Raw genomic sequence first — 12,185 nt, 5'->3', positions numbered from 1 at the left:
GTACGGACCTGTACCGCCGTACGGACCTGTCCCGGGTCAGGCGAGGGCGATCAGGTCGCGGTGGCCCTCGCTCCACAGGTCCTCGCCGGCGGCCGGCAGCAGGACCCGGTCGGGGCGCAGGGCGTCGATGGCGCCCTCGTCGTGGGTGACCTTCACGATCGGTGGGTGACCTTCACGATCGCGCCGGGATACGAGCCGACCGCGTCCAGCACCTCGGCGCGGGAGTCCGGGTCGAGGTGGTTGGCCGGCTCGTACAGCAGCAGCACGTTCGCCCCGGAGTGGACCAGGCCGGCCAGTGCCGGCCGGGTCTTCTCGCCGCCCGACAGCACGCCGCGGGCTTGTCGGCGTCGTCCCCGGTGAACAGGCAGGCGCCCAGGACGCGCCGGGCCTCGCCCGGGGTCAGGTGCGGTGCGGCCAAGGCCAGGTTCTCCAGGACCGTGCGCCGGGGGTCGAGCGTGTCGTGCTCCTGGGCGAAGCGGCCCAGCCGCGGCGCGTGCCCGTGCACCACGCGGCCGGCGTCGGGGCGCTCCGCGCCGGCCGGGATCCGCGGCAGGGTGGTCTTGCCGGCGCCGTTCAGGCCGAGCACCACCAGTCGGCCGCCCCGGCCCACGGCGAGGTCCACCCCGGCGAGGACGCGGTGGCCGCCGTAGGACGTGGCGAGGCTGATCGCGCCGAGCGGTGTCCGCCCGCAGGGGGCGGGTTCGGGCAGCCGGATCCGCGCCGTCTTCTCGGCGCGCCGCCGCGGCTCCAGCCCGGCCGGCATCCGGTCCGCGCGCCGGGCCATGGTGGCGGTGGCGGAGCGGGCCTTCATCCGGTCGGCCTGCGCGGGCGCCGGCACCGGCGCACATCGTTTTCGGGCGGGCGGCGGCCCGGCGACCGACGGGGCGGGGAACGGCCCGAGCGCAATGGATTTACCGTTCCCCGCCCCTGCCGGGCGGCCCGCCGCCGCCTGGGCGGCCGAGACGGCGTGCCGGTCCGTGGGGGACGGCCGGCGGACGTGCCCGCACCGCCGGTCTGTTCCGACTCTCCGTCCCCGGTGGTGCGTGTGCCACCTGACGGGAGCCGGCTGGGTGAGGTCCTCGGGCGGCCCCCGCCGAACCGTCGGCCGACGGCCGGAGAGCGACGGCTCGTAACCGGAGGGTGGTGCTCAAAGGGCGGGCCGCCCCGGCCGCGCCTACCACCCCGGGCCTGCGGGAACTCCCGTGACCCTCCGGGAAGTTCCTGTGGGAGGCTGGGCCCGGCCGTCGCGGACCGAGGCCGGGCCGGCCGCCGAGAGGAGCACAGCGTGACAGAGAACGGCTACGAGGCCGTCACCATCGACACCAGCAAGCCGCACCCCGCGCGGATCTACGACTATCTGCTGGGCGGCAAGGACAACTACGAGGTGGACCAGCGGGCGGGCGACGCACTGGCCGCCGCGGCCCCCGAGGCACGCATCGGTGTCCGGGCGAACCGCGCCTTCCTGCAGCGTGCCGTCCGGTACGTGGTGGGCAGCGGGATCCGGCAGATCCTGGACATCGGCACCGGGCTGCCCACGTCCCCGAACGTGCACGAGGTGGCCCAGACGGTGGCGCCCGACGTCCGCGTGGCCTACGTCGACAACGACCCGATCGTCGCCGCGCACGGCAACGCCCTGCTCAGCCGGTCCGGTACGACCCGTATCGTCCTCGGCGACCTGCGCGACCCGCGCGCCGTGCTCGACCACCCCGACGTCCGCCAGCTCATCGACTTCGATCAGCCGGTGGCCCTGCTCCTCGTCGCCATCCTGCACTTCCTGGCCGACACGGACCGGCCCGCCGAGGTCGTCGCCACGCTGCGCGAAGCGCTGCCCGCCGGGAGCTTCCTGGTGCTGTCGCACGCCACGGGCGACTTCGCCGACCGCACCGACGCCCAGGCCGTCTACACCAACGCCACCGCGTCCCTGAACCTGCGCGGCCGGGCCGAGGTGGAGCGGTTCTTCGACGGTTTCGAGCTGGTGGAACCGGGCCTGGCCCAGGTCCCGTTCTGGCGCCCGGACACCCCGCCGCCGCCCCGCTCCGAGGAGATAGGTTTCTACGGCGGCGTGGCCCGCAAGAAGCCCTGACCGCCGCGAGACGTCCCGACCGGCCGGACCACCCTCGCCCCTCACTCCCGCAGTGGCACCGCCGGTCCCCTCACCCCGGCCGGGCGGCCGGCCACCGCCTCCTCCCCCGGCCTGCATGGTGCCCGGACCCCCCCCGGTGCGACGCTGGAGAGGAAGGTGTCCGACGAGGGGACCTGGGAGGGCCGATGGGACGGGACGTCCCGGCGCTCGTCTTCACCCGCGAGGACCGCCGCCGGTACCGGATCAAGATGCAGGCGTGTCTGGAGGCGTTCGCGCAGATGCTGCGCGAGGCGCGTTTCGAGGCCGAGCGTCCGCAGGTCGGCCTGGAGATGGAGCTGAACCTGGTGGACGACGCCGGCGAGCCGGCGATGCGCAACACCGATGTGCTGGCGGCGATCTCCGACCCCGCGTGGTCCACCGAGCTGGGCCGGTTCAACCTGGAGATCAACGTGCCGCCCCGGCGGCTGACCGCGGGCGGTCCGGACGCCTGGGAGGGGGAGATCCGGGCCGCGCTGAACCACGCCGACGAGCGGGCCCGGTCGGCCGGCGCCCGGCTGATCATGATCGGGATCCTGCCCACCCTGCGGCAGGAGGAGATCGGCGAGGACGCGTTGTCGGAGAACCCCCGCTACCGGCTGCTCAACGACCAGGTCTTCGCGGCCCGCGGCGAGGATCTGCGCATCGAGATCGACGGAACGGACCGGTTGCGGACCTACGCCGACACGATCACCCCGGAGGCCGCGTGCACCAGCACGCAGTTCCACCTCCAGGTGTCGCCGGAGGAGTTCGCCGGCTACTGGAACGCGGCGCAGGCGATCGCCGGGGTGCAGGTCGCGCTCGCGGCCAACTCGCCGTTCCTGTTCGGCAAGGAGTTGTGGCACGAGACCCGGATCCCGTTGTTCGAGCAGGCCACCGACACCCGGCCGGAGGAGATCAAGGTGCAGGGGGTGCGGCCGCGGGTGTGGTTCGGGGAGCGGTGGATCAACAGCGTCTTCGACCTGTTCGAGGAGAATCTGCGCTACTTCCCGGCCCTCCTTCCGCTGTGCGACGCGCAGGACCCGATGGAGACACTGGACCGCGGCGACGTCCCCGAACTGGCCGAACTCACCCTGCACAACGGCACGATCTACCGCTGGAACCGGCCGGTGTACGCCGTCGCCCACGACCGTCCGCACATCCGGGTGGAGAACCGGGTGCTGCCCGCCGGCCCGACCGTCGCCGACACCCTCGCCAACGGGGCCTTCTACTACGGTCTGACCCGGGCGCTGGTGGAGGGGGACCGGCCGGTGTGGTCGCGGATGTCCTTCGCCGCCGCCGAGGACAATCTGCACACGGCCGCCCGGCTGGGCATCGACGCGCCGCTGTACTGGCCCGGGATGGGCGAGGTGCCGGCGCCGGAGCTGGTGCTGCGCCGGCTGCTGCCGCTCGCGCACCGGGGCCTGGAGCACTCCGGTATGGACGCGGCCTGGCGGGAGCCGCTGCTCGGGGTGATCGAGCAGCGGTGTGTGACGGCGCGCAACGGAGCGGTGTGGCAGAAGGAGATGTGCCACCACGTCGACGCCACCGCGCACGCCGGCCGGCATGAGGCGCTGCGCAGGATGACCGAGGTGTACATCGACTACATGCACCTCAACGCCCCGGTACACACCTGGCCGGTCGACTGAGACGGCCGGCGCCGGCGCGCGGGACGGCGACCGCCCACCGGGTCGTGACCGGGCAGTGCGGGGGAACCACGGCAGGCCGCCTGGCGGACCAACGGGGCTGCCGTGGTTTCCTGTTGGCCCGAGTCCAGGCCCAAGGAGCAGCCCATGACCAACGCCCCTGTCCCCTTCCAGGTGTACGAGGCGGGGACGTACCTGCACGGTACGAAGGCAGACCTCGTTCCCGGGGATGTGCTGACCCCCGGCCACGCGTCCAACTACGAGGAAGGGCGCGTCTCCCGCCATGTCTATTTTTCCGAGACGCTGGACGCCGCCGCCTGGGGCGCGGAGCTGGCGGCCGGCGACGGGCCGGGCCGGATCTACGTGGTGGAGCCGACCGGTGAGCTGGAGGACGATCCCAACGTCACCGACAAGAAGTTGCCGGGCAACCCCACCCGTTCCTACCGCACCCGCGAGCCCGTGCGCGTCGTGTCGGAGCTGAAGGACTGGGTCGGGCACTCCCCCGAGCAGATCGAGGCCATGCTCGAGGCTCTGGCCGAGCTTCGCCGCCGCGGCCTCGCCACGATCCTGGACTGACGGGCTCGGCCGGTACCGCGGCAGCCTCCGTTCGGCGGTGGCCCGGGAGGGTCAGGCCGATGCCCGCCGCGGCCGGTCCAGGGCGGCCCCCGTGCACTCCGGGACGTCCGGGAGGTGGTCCTTGGCCCACTGCGCCAGTTCGCGGAGGGCGGGCTCGAGGGCGGCGCCGGCCTCGGTCAGCCGGTAGGAGACGCGCAGCGGGGGGCCCTCGTCGACCTCGCGCAGGACGAGGCCGGCCGCGCCCAGTTCGGCGAGCCGGTCGGAGAGCATGCGCTCGCTGATGCCGGGGACGGCCCGCCGCAGGTCGGTGAAGTAGGCGGGCTGTCCCACCAGGACGGCCACGATGGGCCCGCTCCAGCGCTTGCCGAGGAGCTGGAAGACGCGGGTGATGCCGTCGTCCACCCGCTTGCAGGCCGCACTGTCGTGGTTCTCGTCCATGTCGTCAGGGTACTACCCCGCCGTAGGGTGCTGAAGAAAAGTAAGTTCATGTGCTAAAAGTAGTCCAGTACGAAACATCAGCCCGCGCTTCCGGCGTCCGGCTGTTCCCGCTCTTTTCTGGAGACACCCATGGCCACCCTGCTCCACATCGATTCCTCCGTGTTCCCGGCCGAGGCGTCGGCCTCGCGTGTCGTCACGGAGGCCTTCCGCAAGCACTGGCAGGAGGAGCACCCCGAGGGCACGGTCATCTACCGCGACCTCGCGGCGCAGCCCGTTCCGCACATCACCGCCGACACCCACCTCGCCGGCTTCACCGACCCGGACACCCACACCCCCGAGCAGGCCGCCGCGTTCGCCGAGCGCGTCAAGCTGATAGAGGAGCTGGAGCAGGCCGACGCGGTGCTGATCGGCGCGCCGATGTACAACTACACGATCCCCTCCACCCTCAAGGCCTGGCTGGACAACGTGATCCTGATGGGCCGCACCGCGGGCGAGACCCAGTCCGCCAAGGGCACCCCGGTGACCGTCGTCGCCAGCCGGGGCGGCTCCTACGCGCCGGGCACCCCGCGCGAGGACTTCGAGTACGTGCAGAACTACCTCAACGCCGCGCTCGGCACGGGCCTCGGCCTGGACGTGGACTTCATCGTCCCCGAGCTGACCATGGCGACCGTGAACCCGGCGATGGCCGAACTGGTCCCGCTGTACGAGGCCTCCCGTGACCGTGCCCTGGAGGACGCCGCCACCAAGGCGCGGGAGCTGGCCAAGCGCATCGCCGCCGCCTGAGCGCACCCCCGCCGACACATGACCCGGGACCGCCCACGAGGCGGCCCGGGGTCATGTGCGTCCCGGTGCCCCGCGAGCGGCACAGCCACCGGGCCGCAACCCGCGCGAGCCCTCGTCGCTGCCACGACTCCCCGTCGCAGAGGCCGGCGACGACAGCCGAGGCGGCCGACGCCGACGGCCGGCGTCCCGATCACCTCGCTCGCGGTGGGGGCGACCGCCCACCACCTCGACCTGGGCGCGGCACTGACGCACGCGCCGGGGCCCTCCCCCGAGGGGCCGGCCGGGGCGGCAGCGTGGCCCTCGACGGCCTGCCCGGCCCGCCGAAGTGGAGCAACGCCCACTACGCGCGTGTACGCACCGGCCGCGCCGCGCCCACCGATACCGAGCGCGCCGCCCCGGGTCCGGCGGCCGACCGCTTCCCGCTGTTCGGCTGAGCCCCGCCACCGGGGCGAGGCGGACGCCCCGCCCGCACGGCGCGCCCGCGCCGCCTTCCGTAGGCTGAAAGGCGTCCGATTCCGGGAGGTCTGCCGCAGGCGGGAGAGAGCCGTGATCGAACTCGCCGCGGTGTTCGCCGTCGCGGGAGCGGCGAGCAACGCCGTGGGCACCGCGTTCCAGCGCAAGGCGGCGTCGGCCAGCACCCGCGGCGGGCTGCGCCTGCTCGTGGAGCTGGTGCACCGGCCCATCTGGATGATCGGCATGGCCGGTGTGGCCTGCGCCGCGCTGTTCCAGAGCCTCGCCCTGGTCAACGGCCCGCTGGCCCTGGTACAGCCGCTGTTCATCCTGGAACTGCCCTTCGCGCTGCTCGTCGCCGCCCCGCTGATGCACCGGCGGCTGCCACGCTCGGGCTGGTGGGGGGTCGGCGGCTGTGTCGCGGGCCTCGCCGTCCTGCTGCTCGCGGCGGCCCCGCACGGGGCGACCGACCAGGCACCGCTCGCGCGGTGGCTGCCGGTCCTGCTGCTGTGCGCCGGCGTGATGGCCGCTCTGGTGGGACTGGCCGGCCCGGGCCGCCCGCCCGCCCGGCGCGCCGCGCTGCTGGCGGCCGCCTCCGCGACGGGCAACGCCCTGACCGCCGCCCTGCTGAAGTCGGCGAGCGGCACCTTCGCCGACCACGGCCTCACGGCGTTCCTGCGGTCCTGGCAGACGTACGGTTTCGCGCTCGCCGGTGTCGCCGCCGTACTGCTGCTGGAGAACGCGTTGCAGGCCGGTCCGCTGGCCGCGGCGCAGCCCGCGCTGACCATCGGCGACGCGGTGGTGAGCCTGACCCTCGGCATCGTCCTCTTCGGCGAACGCGTCCGCACCGGATGGTGGCTGGTGCCCGAGCTGTGCGGGGCGCTGCTGATCGTCGTGGGCGTGCTGGTGCTCAGCCGGGCCGTGCAGCGCATCGAGGTGGTACCGGTCCCCGCAGCGGAGCGGAACGCGGCCTCGTGAGACCGCTCAGGGAGCCGCGACCAGCGGGGGCGCGCCCCAGTCGGAGCGCAGCGCGCCCTCCAGGGCGCGCGCGGCGTCCGCGCCGACGCGCTCCACCAGCACCGACTCGATCACCCCGATCGTGGCCTGCGCGCGCTCGTGCACGCGCCGCCCCTCGGCGGTCATCCGGATCAGCCGCCGCCGGGCGGAGCCGGGGTCGGGTTCCTGCTCCAGCAGGCCCATGCCGATGAGTCCGTGCACCGCCTGATGGGCCGTCTGCCGGGTGACACCCATCCGCCGGGCGAGTTCGGAGACGGTGGTGCCCTCGGCGTCGAGCATCGCGAAGACGGACGCCTGCGCCGTGGTCACCGGCTGCTCGCCGGCCGCCTCCATGCTGGCGAACAGGGCGTCCTCGAACCAGCGGCGGGCCTCGGACAGGAGCTGGGGCAGGTTGGCGGCGCGATGACTCATGGCTCCTCGGATGATCGGATACCCAGCGGATTATCCTCCTACCCGCCGGCTTCCCGGGCGCAGTGCCGGGTGACGAACCCGGCCGTCCGCGCGAAGACCCGCTCGACCTCCTCCTCCGCGAGCCCCAGCCACAGGTGGTTCGCGCCGGGCACCCGTACCTGCTCGACCGGCACCCCCGCCGCCCGCAGCGCCGTCGCGAGGCGGTCGCTCTGCGCGCAGGGCACGAGCTCGTCCTCGGTGCCGTGCAGCAGCAGGAACGGCGGCGCCGCCGGCGTCACCCGCAGGGCGGGGCTGGCGTCCCGGGCCGGGCCGGGGGCGGCGGCCGGGGCGGCCCCGAGCAGCAGCGCCTCGCGCGAGGCGGGGTCCCGCGGGTCGAAGCGGCCCGGCGGGTGGTCCTCGGCGAGGCGGGTGAGGTCGGTGGGCGCGTACCAGGTGACGCAGCCGCGCACGGTCACCGCCGGCGCTCCGGCACCGGGCGCTCCAAGGGTGAGCGCGGTCAGCGCGGCCAGGTGACCGCCCGCGGACTCGCCCCACAGGACCACCCGGTCCGGGTCCAGGCCCAGCTCCCCGGCCCGGTCGCGCAGCCAGACCAGCAGGGCGCGCAGGTCGTCGAGCTGGGCCGGGTGCCGGGCCTCGCCGCTGAGCCGGTAGTCGGGGCAGACCACGGCCACCCCGGCCCCGGCCAGCCGGGCGAACGGCCCAGGCAGCCAGTGCCGGAACCGCGGCCCGGGGTCGTCGCGCAGTCCGGTGCGCCAGCCGCCGCCGTGCACGAAGACGACCACGGACAGCGGACCGTCCGCCGGTTCGGGCAGCCACAGGTCGGTCTCCAGCGGCCGGCCGCCGTCGGGCACGGCGTAGACGGCGCCGCGCAGCAGCCGTACCCCGGGCGCGGGCCGGGCGGGCGGCGGCAGGGGCAGCCGGGCGGGGTCCGGGGGTGCCGGCAGCCGCGCGGGGAGGGACGGAGCGTCCTGGGACACGGCTTCTTCCCGCATGGGGTCCTCGGATGGCATGGGGTCGTGTGGCATGGGGTCCTCGGATGGCATGGGTTTGCTCAGTGGGCGAGGCGGGGGAACAGGGTCCGGGCGTTGGCGGTGGTCAGGGAGCGCCGGTCGGTGCCCGGCACCGGGGCGGGCTCGGTGTCGAACGACGCGGCGTGCGACCGGGCCGCCTCGGCCGGAGTCCGGCGGTAGTCGCTGCCGTACAGCAGCCGGGCCGGGTCGGCCGGGCGGAGCAGGGCGGGCACCTGGCGCGGGAAGGCCGGGCCGGCGAGGTCGTAGTAGAGGCGGCGCAGCTGGGCCGCGGCGTCCGGTACCGGCGCCTCGCCCGGCATGAACGGCCGTGAGAAGCCGTCGATCCGGTCAGCCAGGACCGGCAGCGCGCCGCCGCAGTGCGGTACGACGATTCTGAGGCCCGGGTGGCGTTCGAGGGGTCCGGCGGAGATCAGGTCGGTGAGGGAGCGGGCGGTGTCGAAGACGAACTCCACCATGGGGCGGGGCCGGCCGCGCGGACCGCTCCCCGCACACCGGGGAGGCGGGGTGGACGAAGACGACGGCCCCGCGCCGGCCCGGCTCGGCGAACACGGGTTCCAGGCGGGGGTCGCCGAGGTGGACGCCGTGGCCGTGGGTCTGCCTCGCGGGCCGGCGCGCGGGCCGCGGCCCGGTCGCCGAAGTGCGTGCCCGGGGGACGACACGGACAGTACGGCGGTGTCGATGCCGCCGCGGCCCATCAGCTCCAGGTGCGCCCGGGCCGACCACCGCGGCCGGGCGGGCATGCCGTCGGGCCGTTCGTGTCCGGCCGCCCTGGCCCGGTGGACGTAGGAGTCGGTGACGAAGTGGGCGTGGACGTCGACGAATCCCGGACGGTCACCGGCGCGCTGCTCGCGTGGCGCCATGGCCGTCAGCTCCCGGTGCGCCACTGGTGGTCGGGGCGGAACCGGACGTCGTACTGTTCGGGCACGGTCCGGAACTTCTCCGGCTCGGGCACGAACGGCCGGGCCGGCAGGCCCAGTTCGCCGGCCGGGGTGCCGAGGGACTCGAAGAACCGCTCGAAGGTACCGCCCGGTCCGGCGGCCACGCCCACGACCTGCGAGTGGTGGCGTTCCATGCGGTAGGCGTGCACGCAGTTCTTCGGCACGAAGCCGAAGTCCCCGGGCGTGAGCAGCTTCTCGTGCTGCTCGCCCTCGAGGTCCTCGACGAAGAGCCGTACGGCGCCCTGGGTGATGTAGAAGACCTCGTAGGTGTCCGCGTGCGAGTGGGCGGGGATCACCTCGCCCTTGGGGCCCTCGCAGGTGAAGAAGTTGAAGGTGTTCTCGGTCTGCTCGCCGCCCGCGTAGATCGTGATCAGGTCGCCGAACAGGTGCGCCCGGTCACCGAGGCCCTTCTCGATGAAGTAGGGCTTGCCCGGCTCCGGGGGGATGAAGGAGCGGGCCCGGTGACGGGTGGCGTATTCGATGGTCATGCGAAGCCTCCGGTTCGTACGCTTGCTATGTCAGGCTACCTGACATAGAGGCTGCGGCCAACGGCCCGGGGCCCGGATTCCGGTGCGGCGGCCGTCAGCGCGGCCGGGTCAGCCGTACCTCCTCCACGCCCAGCAGCCCGAGCAGCGGGACCCGGCCGACCCGCTGGCCGGGGTCGACCACCAGTCCGGAGCCGCGGACCAGGTCCAGCAGCAGCTCGGCCAGGGGCATGACCATGTGGCGGCCCCAGCAGCGCTCCGAGACATGGCCGAAGGGCAGGTAGCCGGGGGTGGTGTCGGGGTCGAGGCGGTCCCAGCGCTCGGGGCGGAAGGCGTCCGGGTCGTCCCAGAGGGCGGGGTCGCGGTGGGCGAGCAGGGGCAGCAGCAGGACGTCGTCCCGCTCGCCTATCCGGGCGTCGATGGCCGGGTATTCGGGGGAGGCGTTGCGCAGGATGTTCCACGACGGCGGCAGCAGCCGCAGGGACTCCAGGACGATGTTCCGGTTGGACGTGCCCTCTTCAAAGGGGGCGCCGAGCCAGAGGGCGTTGGCGACGAGGGTGGAGACGGTGAAGCACACGGGGGCCGCGGCCCTGCGGTACATCCCCATGGCGTAGCGCCGTTCCTGGTAGCCGCGGGCCCGCGCGGCGCGGTTCGCGAGGCCGGTGAGCGGGGCGCCCGGCCGGGGCCAGCCGGGCAGGGCGGCGCCGACGGTGATCACCGACCAGGTGAGTTTCGGAGTGAGTTCGAGGGTGCGGCTCATCAGCATGCGCAGCCGGTGCGGGTCCTGGCCGAGGATGAGATCGCGCAGGAAATTGTGCCCGGTCAGCGGCCAGGGGCCGGTGAGGTCCACGTTCCCGGGCAGGGGCCTGGCCAGGGCCTCGCGCACGTCGTTGCCGAGGGTGCGGGTGACGGCGGACGCCTCGGAGCGGCTGATGGACCGGCCGTGCAGCGGCTTGAAGGTGGGCCGCTCGGTCTCGGTGGCCCGGCGCGCGGCCAGGATCCGGTCGGCGATCTCGTGCCCCGCGACCCCGACGGTGTCCGGTTCGAGGCGGAAGACGTCCCGGCCCAGGTGGTCGCCGATGAGGGCGGCGAGCCGCGGGGCGAACACCGTGGTGCGCGCCCGCGTGGTGGATGACGGCGGCATGGCTCCTCCGATACGGGACGGGACGGGGGAAGTCGGGGAGGCGGCGGACGTCGCTGCCCGGCCGGACCGCGCGGCGGCACGACCGGGCAGCGACGTGATCACGTGCGCGCGGAGCGGGATCAGTACCAGAGGTACCAGGCGTTGGCCTTGAGGCTCTTGCCGGCGGCGACCCGGTTGCGGATGGCGAAAAGAAGCTTCATCACTGCACCTCCCCTCGGGGGACGGACGAGTGACACGCGGCGACTCCGGGTGGGCCGGTGAAGATCACGTGTCGGCGACTCCCGGAGCCTTCCCAAGATCGTTCACGGGATAATCACCAGGCCGGCCAAAACCCCGGTCAAGAGGCTGCTTTCGGACTTTCGTCGATCACCGGCGCTCCGCCTTGCCCCGCCGCGCCGAAGCCCGGCGGCCGCGCCCCGCGCACTGGTGGGTGACCGTGCGCGCGCCCGGATGCCGGACGGCCGGTCGCCGGGAGCGGACACCGGGCGTGACCCGGACCGGGCGGCCCGGCGTCCGGAGGTTGGCCGGATACCCACGCACGGGACGGCGCCACGCGGCCGCACGACCGGACGACCGGACGACCGGACGACCGGACGACCGGACGACGGTGCCGCGGTCGTCCCGGGTGGCGCGGGCCGCCATGCCATAAGGTCGCCCGCATGGCAGGCAGTCAAGGTGAATCGGGCTTCTGACGGGCCGAGTTGCGCGGTCCGGACGGGGACGCGCTGCCGCCCAGCGTGCGGCAGCGAACAACATGGTACGAGCGGTACAAGCGGCGGCAGCGGTTCGGGCACTACCTGTCGGAGGCCGTGCTGCTGCTGTTGTCCGCGTCCATACCGGCGTGCGCGGCGGCGGGTGCCGCGGTGACGGTGACGGGGATCCTCGGCGCGCTGGTGGTGGTGTCGGCGGGGCTCCGGCAGCTCTTCCGCCGGGGCGAGAACTGGGTGCGGGCGAGTTCCGTGCTGATGGCGATCCAGGGCCTCGGCCCTGCTGGCGTCGAGGACCGAGGAACTGGCGGGGTCGGAGGGCGGTGAGTGGGCGGACGCACGGCGGTTCGCGTCCCAGGCCCCGGTGCCCGGCCCGCCGGTGACCGGTGGGTGAGCACGCGTCGGGGCCCGGGAGCCGCCGGTGGGTGAGGCCCGCTCCCCGCGTCGGCCGGGCCGCCGAC

14 protein-coding genes and 1 pseudogene are annotated in these 12,185 nt (G+C 74.3%); 7 read left to right on the top strand and 8 right to left on the bottom strand.

Annotated features, from left to right (window positions below):
- Window positions 1-36: 36 nt before the first annotated feature.
- Window positions 37-826, bottom strand: a pseudogene (locus tag IE251_RS17200) (ATP-binding cassette domain-containing protein); the annotation flags it as partial.
- Between the two features lie 459 nt (window positions 827-1,285).
- Between IE251_RS17200 and IE251_RS17195 the strand changes: the two are divergent.
- The 3 genes from IE251_RS17195 to arr all read left to right on the top strand — a co-directional run bounded on the left by IE251_RS17195 (window position 1,286) and on the right by arr (window position 4,320).
- Window positions 1,286-2,083: an SAM-dependent methyltransferase gene (locus IE251_RS17195; protein WP_189753846.1), complete on the top strand. Its 798-nt coding sequence runs from the start codon at window positions 1,286-1,288 to the stop codon at window positions 2,081-2,083.
- A gap of 185 nt (window positions 2,084-2,268) precedes the next feature.
- A complete protein-coding gene (locus IE251_RS17190; RefSeq protein ID WP_189753845.1) occupies window positions 2,269-3,747 on the top strand; it encodes a glutamate-cysteine ligase family protein in 1,479 nt (492 codons plus the stop codon).
- 144 nt (window positions 3,748-3,891) lie between these two features.
- The gene (gene arr / locus IE251_RS17185; RefSeq protein WP_189753844.1) at window positions 3,892-4,320 is read left to right on the top strand and encodes an NAD(+)--rifampin ADP-ribosyltransferase; all 429 of its coding nucleotides are present in this window, start codon (window positions 3,892-3,894) and stop codon (window positions 4,318-4,320) included.
- 51 nt (window positions 4,321-4,371) lie between these two features.
- Here arr and IE251_RS17180 read toward each other — a convergent pair whose 3' ends face one another.
- Window positions 4,372-4,758: a winged helix-turn-helix transcriptional regulator gene (locus tag IE251_RS17180; protein ID WP_189753843.1), complete on the bottom strand. Its 387-nt coding sequence runs from the start codon at window positions 4,756-4,758 to the stop codon at window positions 4,372-4,374.
- 129 nt (window positions 4,759-4,887) lie between these two features.
- On the opposite strand from IE251_RS17180, the gene IE251_RS17175 reads away from it, so the two are divergent.
- The 3 genes from IE251_RS17175 to IE251_RS17165 all read left to right on the top strand — a co-directional run bounded on the left by IE251_RS17175 (window position 4,888) and on the right by IE251_RS17165 (window position 6,969).
- On the top strand, window positions 4,888-5,541 hold the full coding sequence (locus IE251_RS17175; RefSeq protein ID WP_189753842.1) for an FMN-dependent NADH-azoreductase: 654 nt from the start codon (window positions 4,888-4,890) through the stop codon (window positions 5,539-5,541).
- Between the two features lie 293 nt (window positions 5,542-5,834).
- Window positions 5,835-5,975 carry a hypothetical protein gene (locus IE251_RS17170; RefSeq protein WP_189753841.1) on the top strand — a complete coding sequence of 47 codons (141 nt, stop codon included), beginning with the start codon at window positions 5,835-5,837 and terminating at the stop codon, window positions 5,973-5,975.
- Window positions 5,976-6,087: 112 nt separating this feature from the next.
- Window positions 6,088-6,969, top strand: coding sequence for a DMT family transporter (locus tag IE251_RS17165; RefSeq protein ID WP_189753840.1), 882 nt, complete (start codon window positions 6,088-6,090; stop codon window positions 6,967-6,969).
- A 6-nt stretch (window positions 6,970-6,975) separates the two neighbouring features.
- Here the strand turns inward: IE251_RS17165 and IE251_RS17160 are convergent, their stop codons facing one another.
- From IE251_RS17160 to IE251_RS42100, 6 genes are all read right to left on the bottom strand, one after another.
- On the bottom strand, window positions 6,976-7,419 hold the full coding sequence (locus IE251_RS17160; RefSeq protein WP_189753839.1) for a MarR family winged helix-turn-helix transcriptional regulator: 444 nt from the start codon (window positions 7,417-7,419) through the stop codon (window positions 6,976-6,978).
- A gap of 38 nt (window positions 7,420-7,457) precedes the next feature.
- Window positions 7,458-8,411: an alpha/beta hydrolase gene (locus tag IE251_RS17155; protein WP_189753838.1), complete on the bottom strand. Its 954-nt coding sequence runs from the start codon at window positions 8,409-8,411 to the stop codon at window positions 7,458-7,460.
- A gap of 59 nt (window positions 8,412-8,470) precedes the next feature.
- Window positions 8,471-9,310 carry an amidohydrolase family protein gene (locus IE251_RS17150; RefSeq protein ID WP_189753837.1) on the bottom strand — a complete coding sequence of 280 codons (840 nt, stop codon included), beginning with the start codon at window positions 9,308-9,310 and terminating at the stop codon, window positions 8,471-8,473.
- A gap of 5 nt (window positions 9,311-9,315) precedes the next feature.
- The gene (locus IE251_RS17145; RefSeq protein ID WP_189753836.1) at window positions 9,316-9,876 is read right to left on the bottom strand and encodes a quercetin 2,3-dioxygenase; all 561 of its coding nucleotides are present in this window, start codon (window positions 9,874-9,876) and stop codon (window positions 9,316-9,318) included.
- A 94-nt stretch (window positions 9,877-9,970) separates the two neighbouring features.
- Window positions 9,971-11,017 carry a cytochrome P450 gene (locus IE251_RS17140; RefSeq protein WP_189753835.1) on the bottom strand — a complete coding sequence of 349 codons (1,047 nt, stop codon included), beginning with the start codon at window positions 11,015-11,017 and terminating at the stop codon, window positions 9,971-9,973.
- Window positions 11,018-11,136: 119 nt separating this feature from the next.
- On the bottom strand, window positions 11,137-11,217 hold the full coding sequence (locus tag IE251_RS42100) for a tryptorubin family RiPP precursor (RefSeq protein WP_234470579.1): 81 nt from the start codon (window positions 11,215-11,217) through the stop codon (window positions 11,137-11,139).
- A 537-nt stretch (window positions 11,218-11,754) separates the two neighbouring features.
- Here IE251_RS42100 and IE251_RS17135 point away from each other — a divergent pair.
- Window positions 11,755-12,051: a DUF4231 domain-containing protein gene (locus tag IE251_RS17135; protein WP_189753834.1), complete on the top strand. Its 297-nt coding sequence runs from the start codon at window positions 11,755-11,757 to the stop codon at window positions 12,049-12,051.
- Window positions 12,052-12,185: the final 134 nt, after the last annotated feature.

The sequence above is a fragment of the Streptomyces eurythermus genome, from assembly GCF_014649115.1.
Taxonomy (GTDB): domain Bacteria; phylum Actinomycetota; class Actinomycetes; order Streptomycetales; family Streptomycetaceae; genus Streptomyces; species Streptomyces eurythermus.
The sequence above is the reverse complement of the archived record's forward strand: the minus strand, read 5'-3'. Positions and strand labels throughout refer to the sequence as shown.

Excerpts from the sequence above, each read along its gene's own strand:
- IE251_RS17190 (WP_189753845.1), top strand. The coding sequence starts at position 2,269 with ATGGGACGGGACGTCCCGGCGCTCGTCTTCACCCGCGAGGACCGCCGC.
- arr (WP_189753844.1), top strand. The coding sequence starts at position 3,892 with ATGACCAACGCCCCTGTCCCCTTCCAGGTGTACGAGGCGGGGACGTAC.
- IE251_RS17180 (WP_189753843.1), bottom strand. The coding sequence starts at position 4,758 with ATGGACGAGAACCACGACAGTGCGGCCTGCAAGCGGGTGGACGACGGC.
- IE251_RS17175 (WP_189753842.1), top strand. The coding sequence starts at position 4,888 with ATGGCCACCCTGCTCCACATCGATTCCTCCGTGTTCCCGGCCGAGGCG.
- IE251_RS17160 (WP_189753839.1), bottom strand. The coding sequence starts at position 7,419 with ATGAGTCATCGCGCCGCCAACCTGCCCCAGCTCCTGTCCGAGGCCCGC.
- IE251_RS17155 (WP_189753838.1), bottom strand. The coding sequence starts at position 8,411 with ATGCGGGAAGAAGCCGTGTCCCAGGACGCTCCGTCCCTCCCCGCGCGG.
- IE251_RS17150 (WP_189753837.1), bottom strand. The coding sequence starts at position 9,310 with ATGGCGCCACGCGAGCAGCGCGCCGGTGACCGTCCGGGATTCGTCGAC.
- IE251_RS17145 (WP_189753836.1), bottom strand. The coding sequence starts at position 9,876 with ATGACCATCGAATACGCCACCCGTCACCGGGCCCGCTCCTTCATCCCC.
- IE251_RS17140 (WP_189753835.1), bottom strand. The coding sequence starts at position 11,017 with ATGCCGCCGTCATCCACCACGCGGGCGCGCACCACGGTGTTCGCCCCG.
- IE251_RS42100 (WP_234470579.1), bottom strand. The coding sequence starts at position 11,217 with ATGAAGCTTCTTTTCGCCATCCGCAACCGGGTCGCCGCCGGCAAGAGC.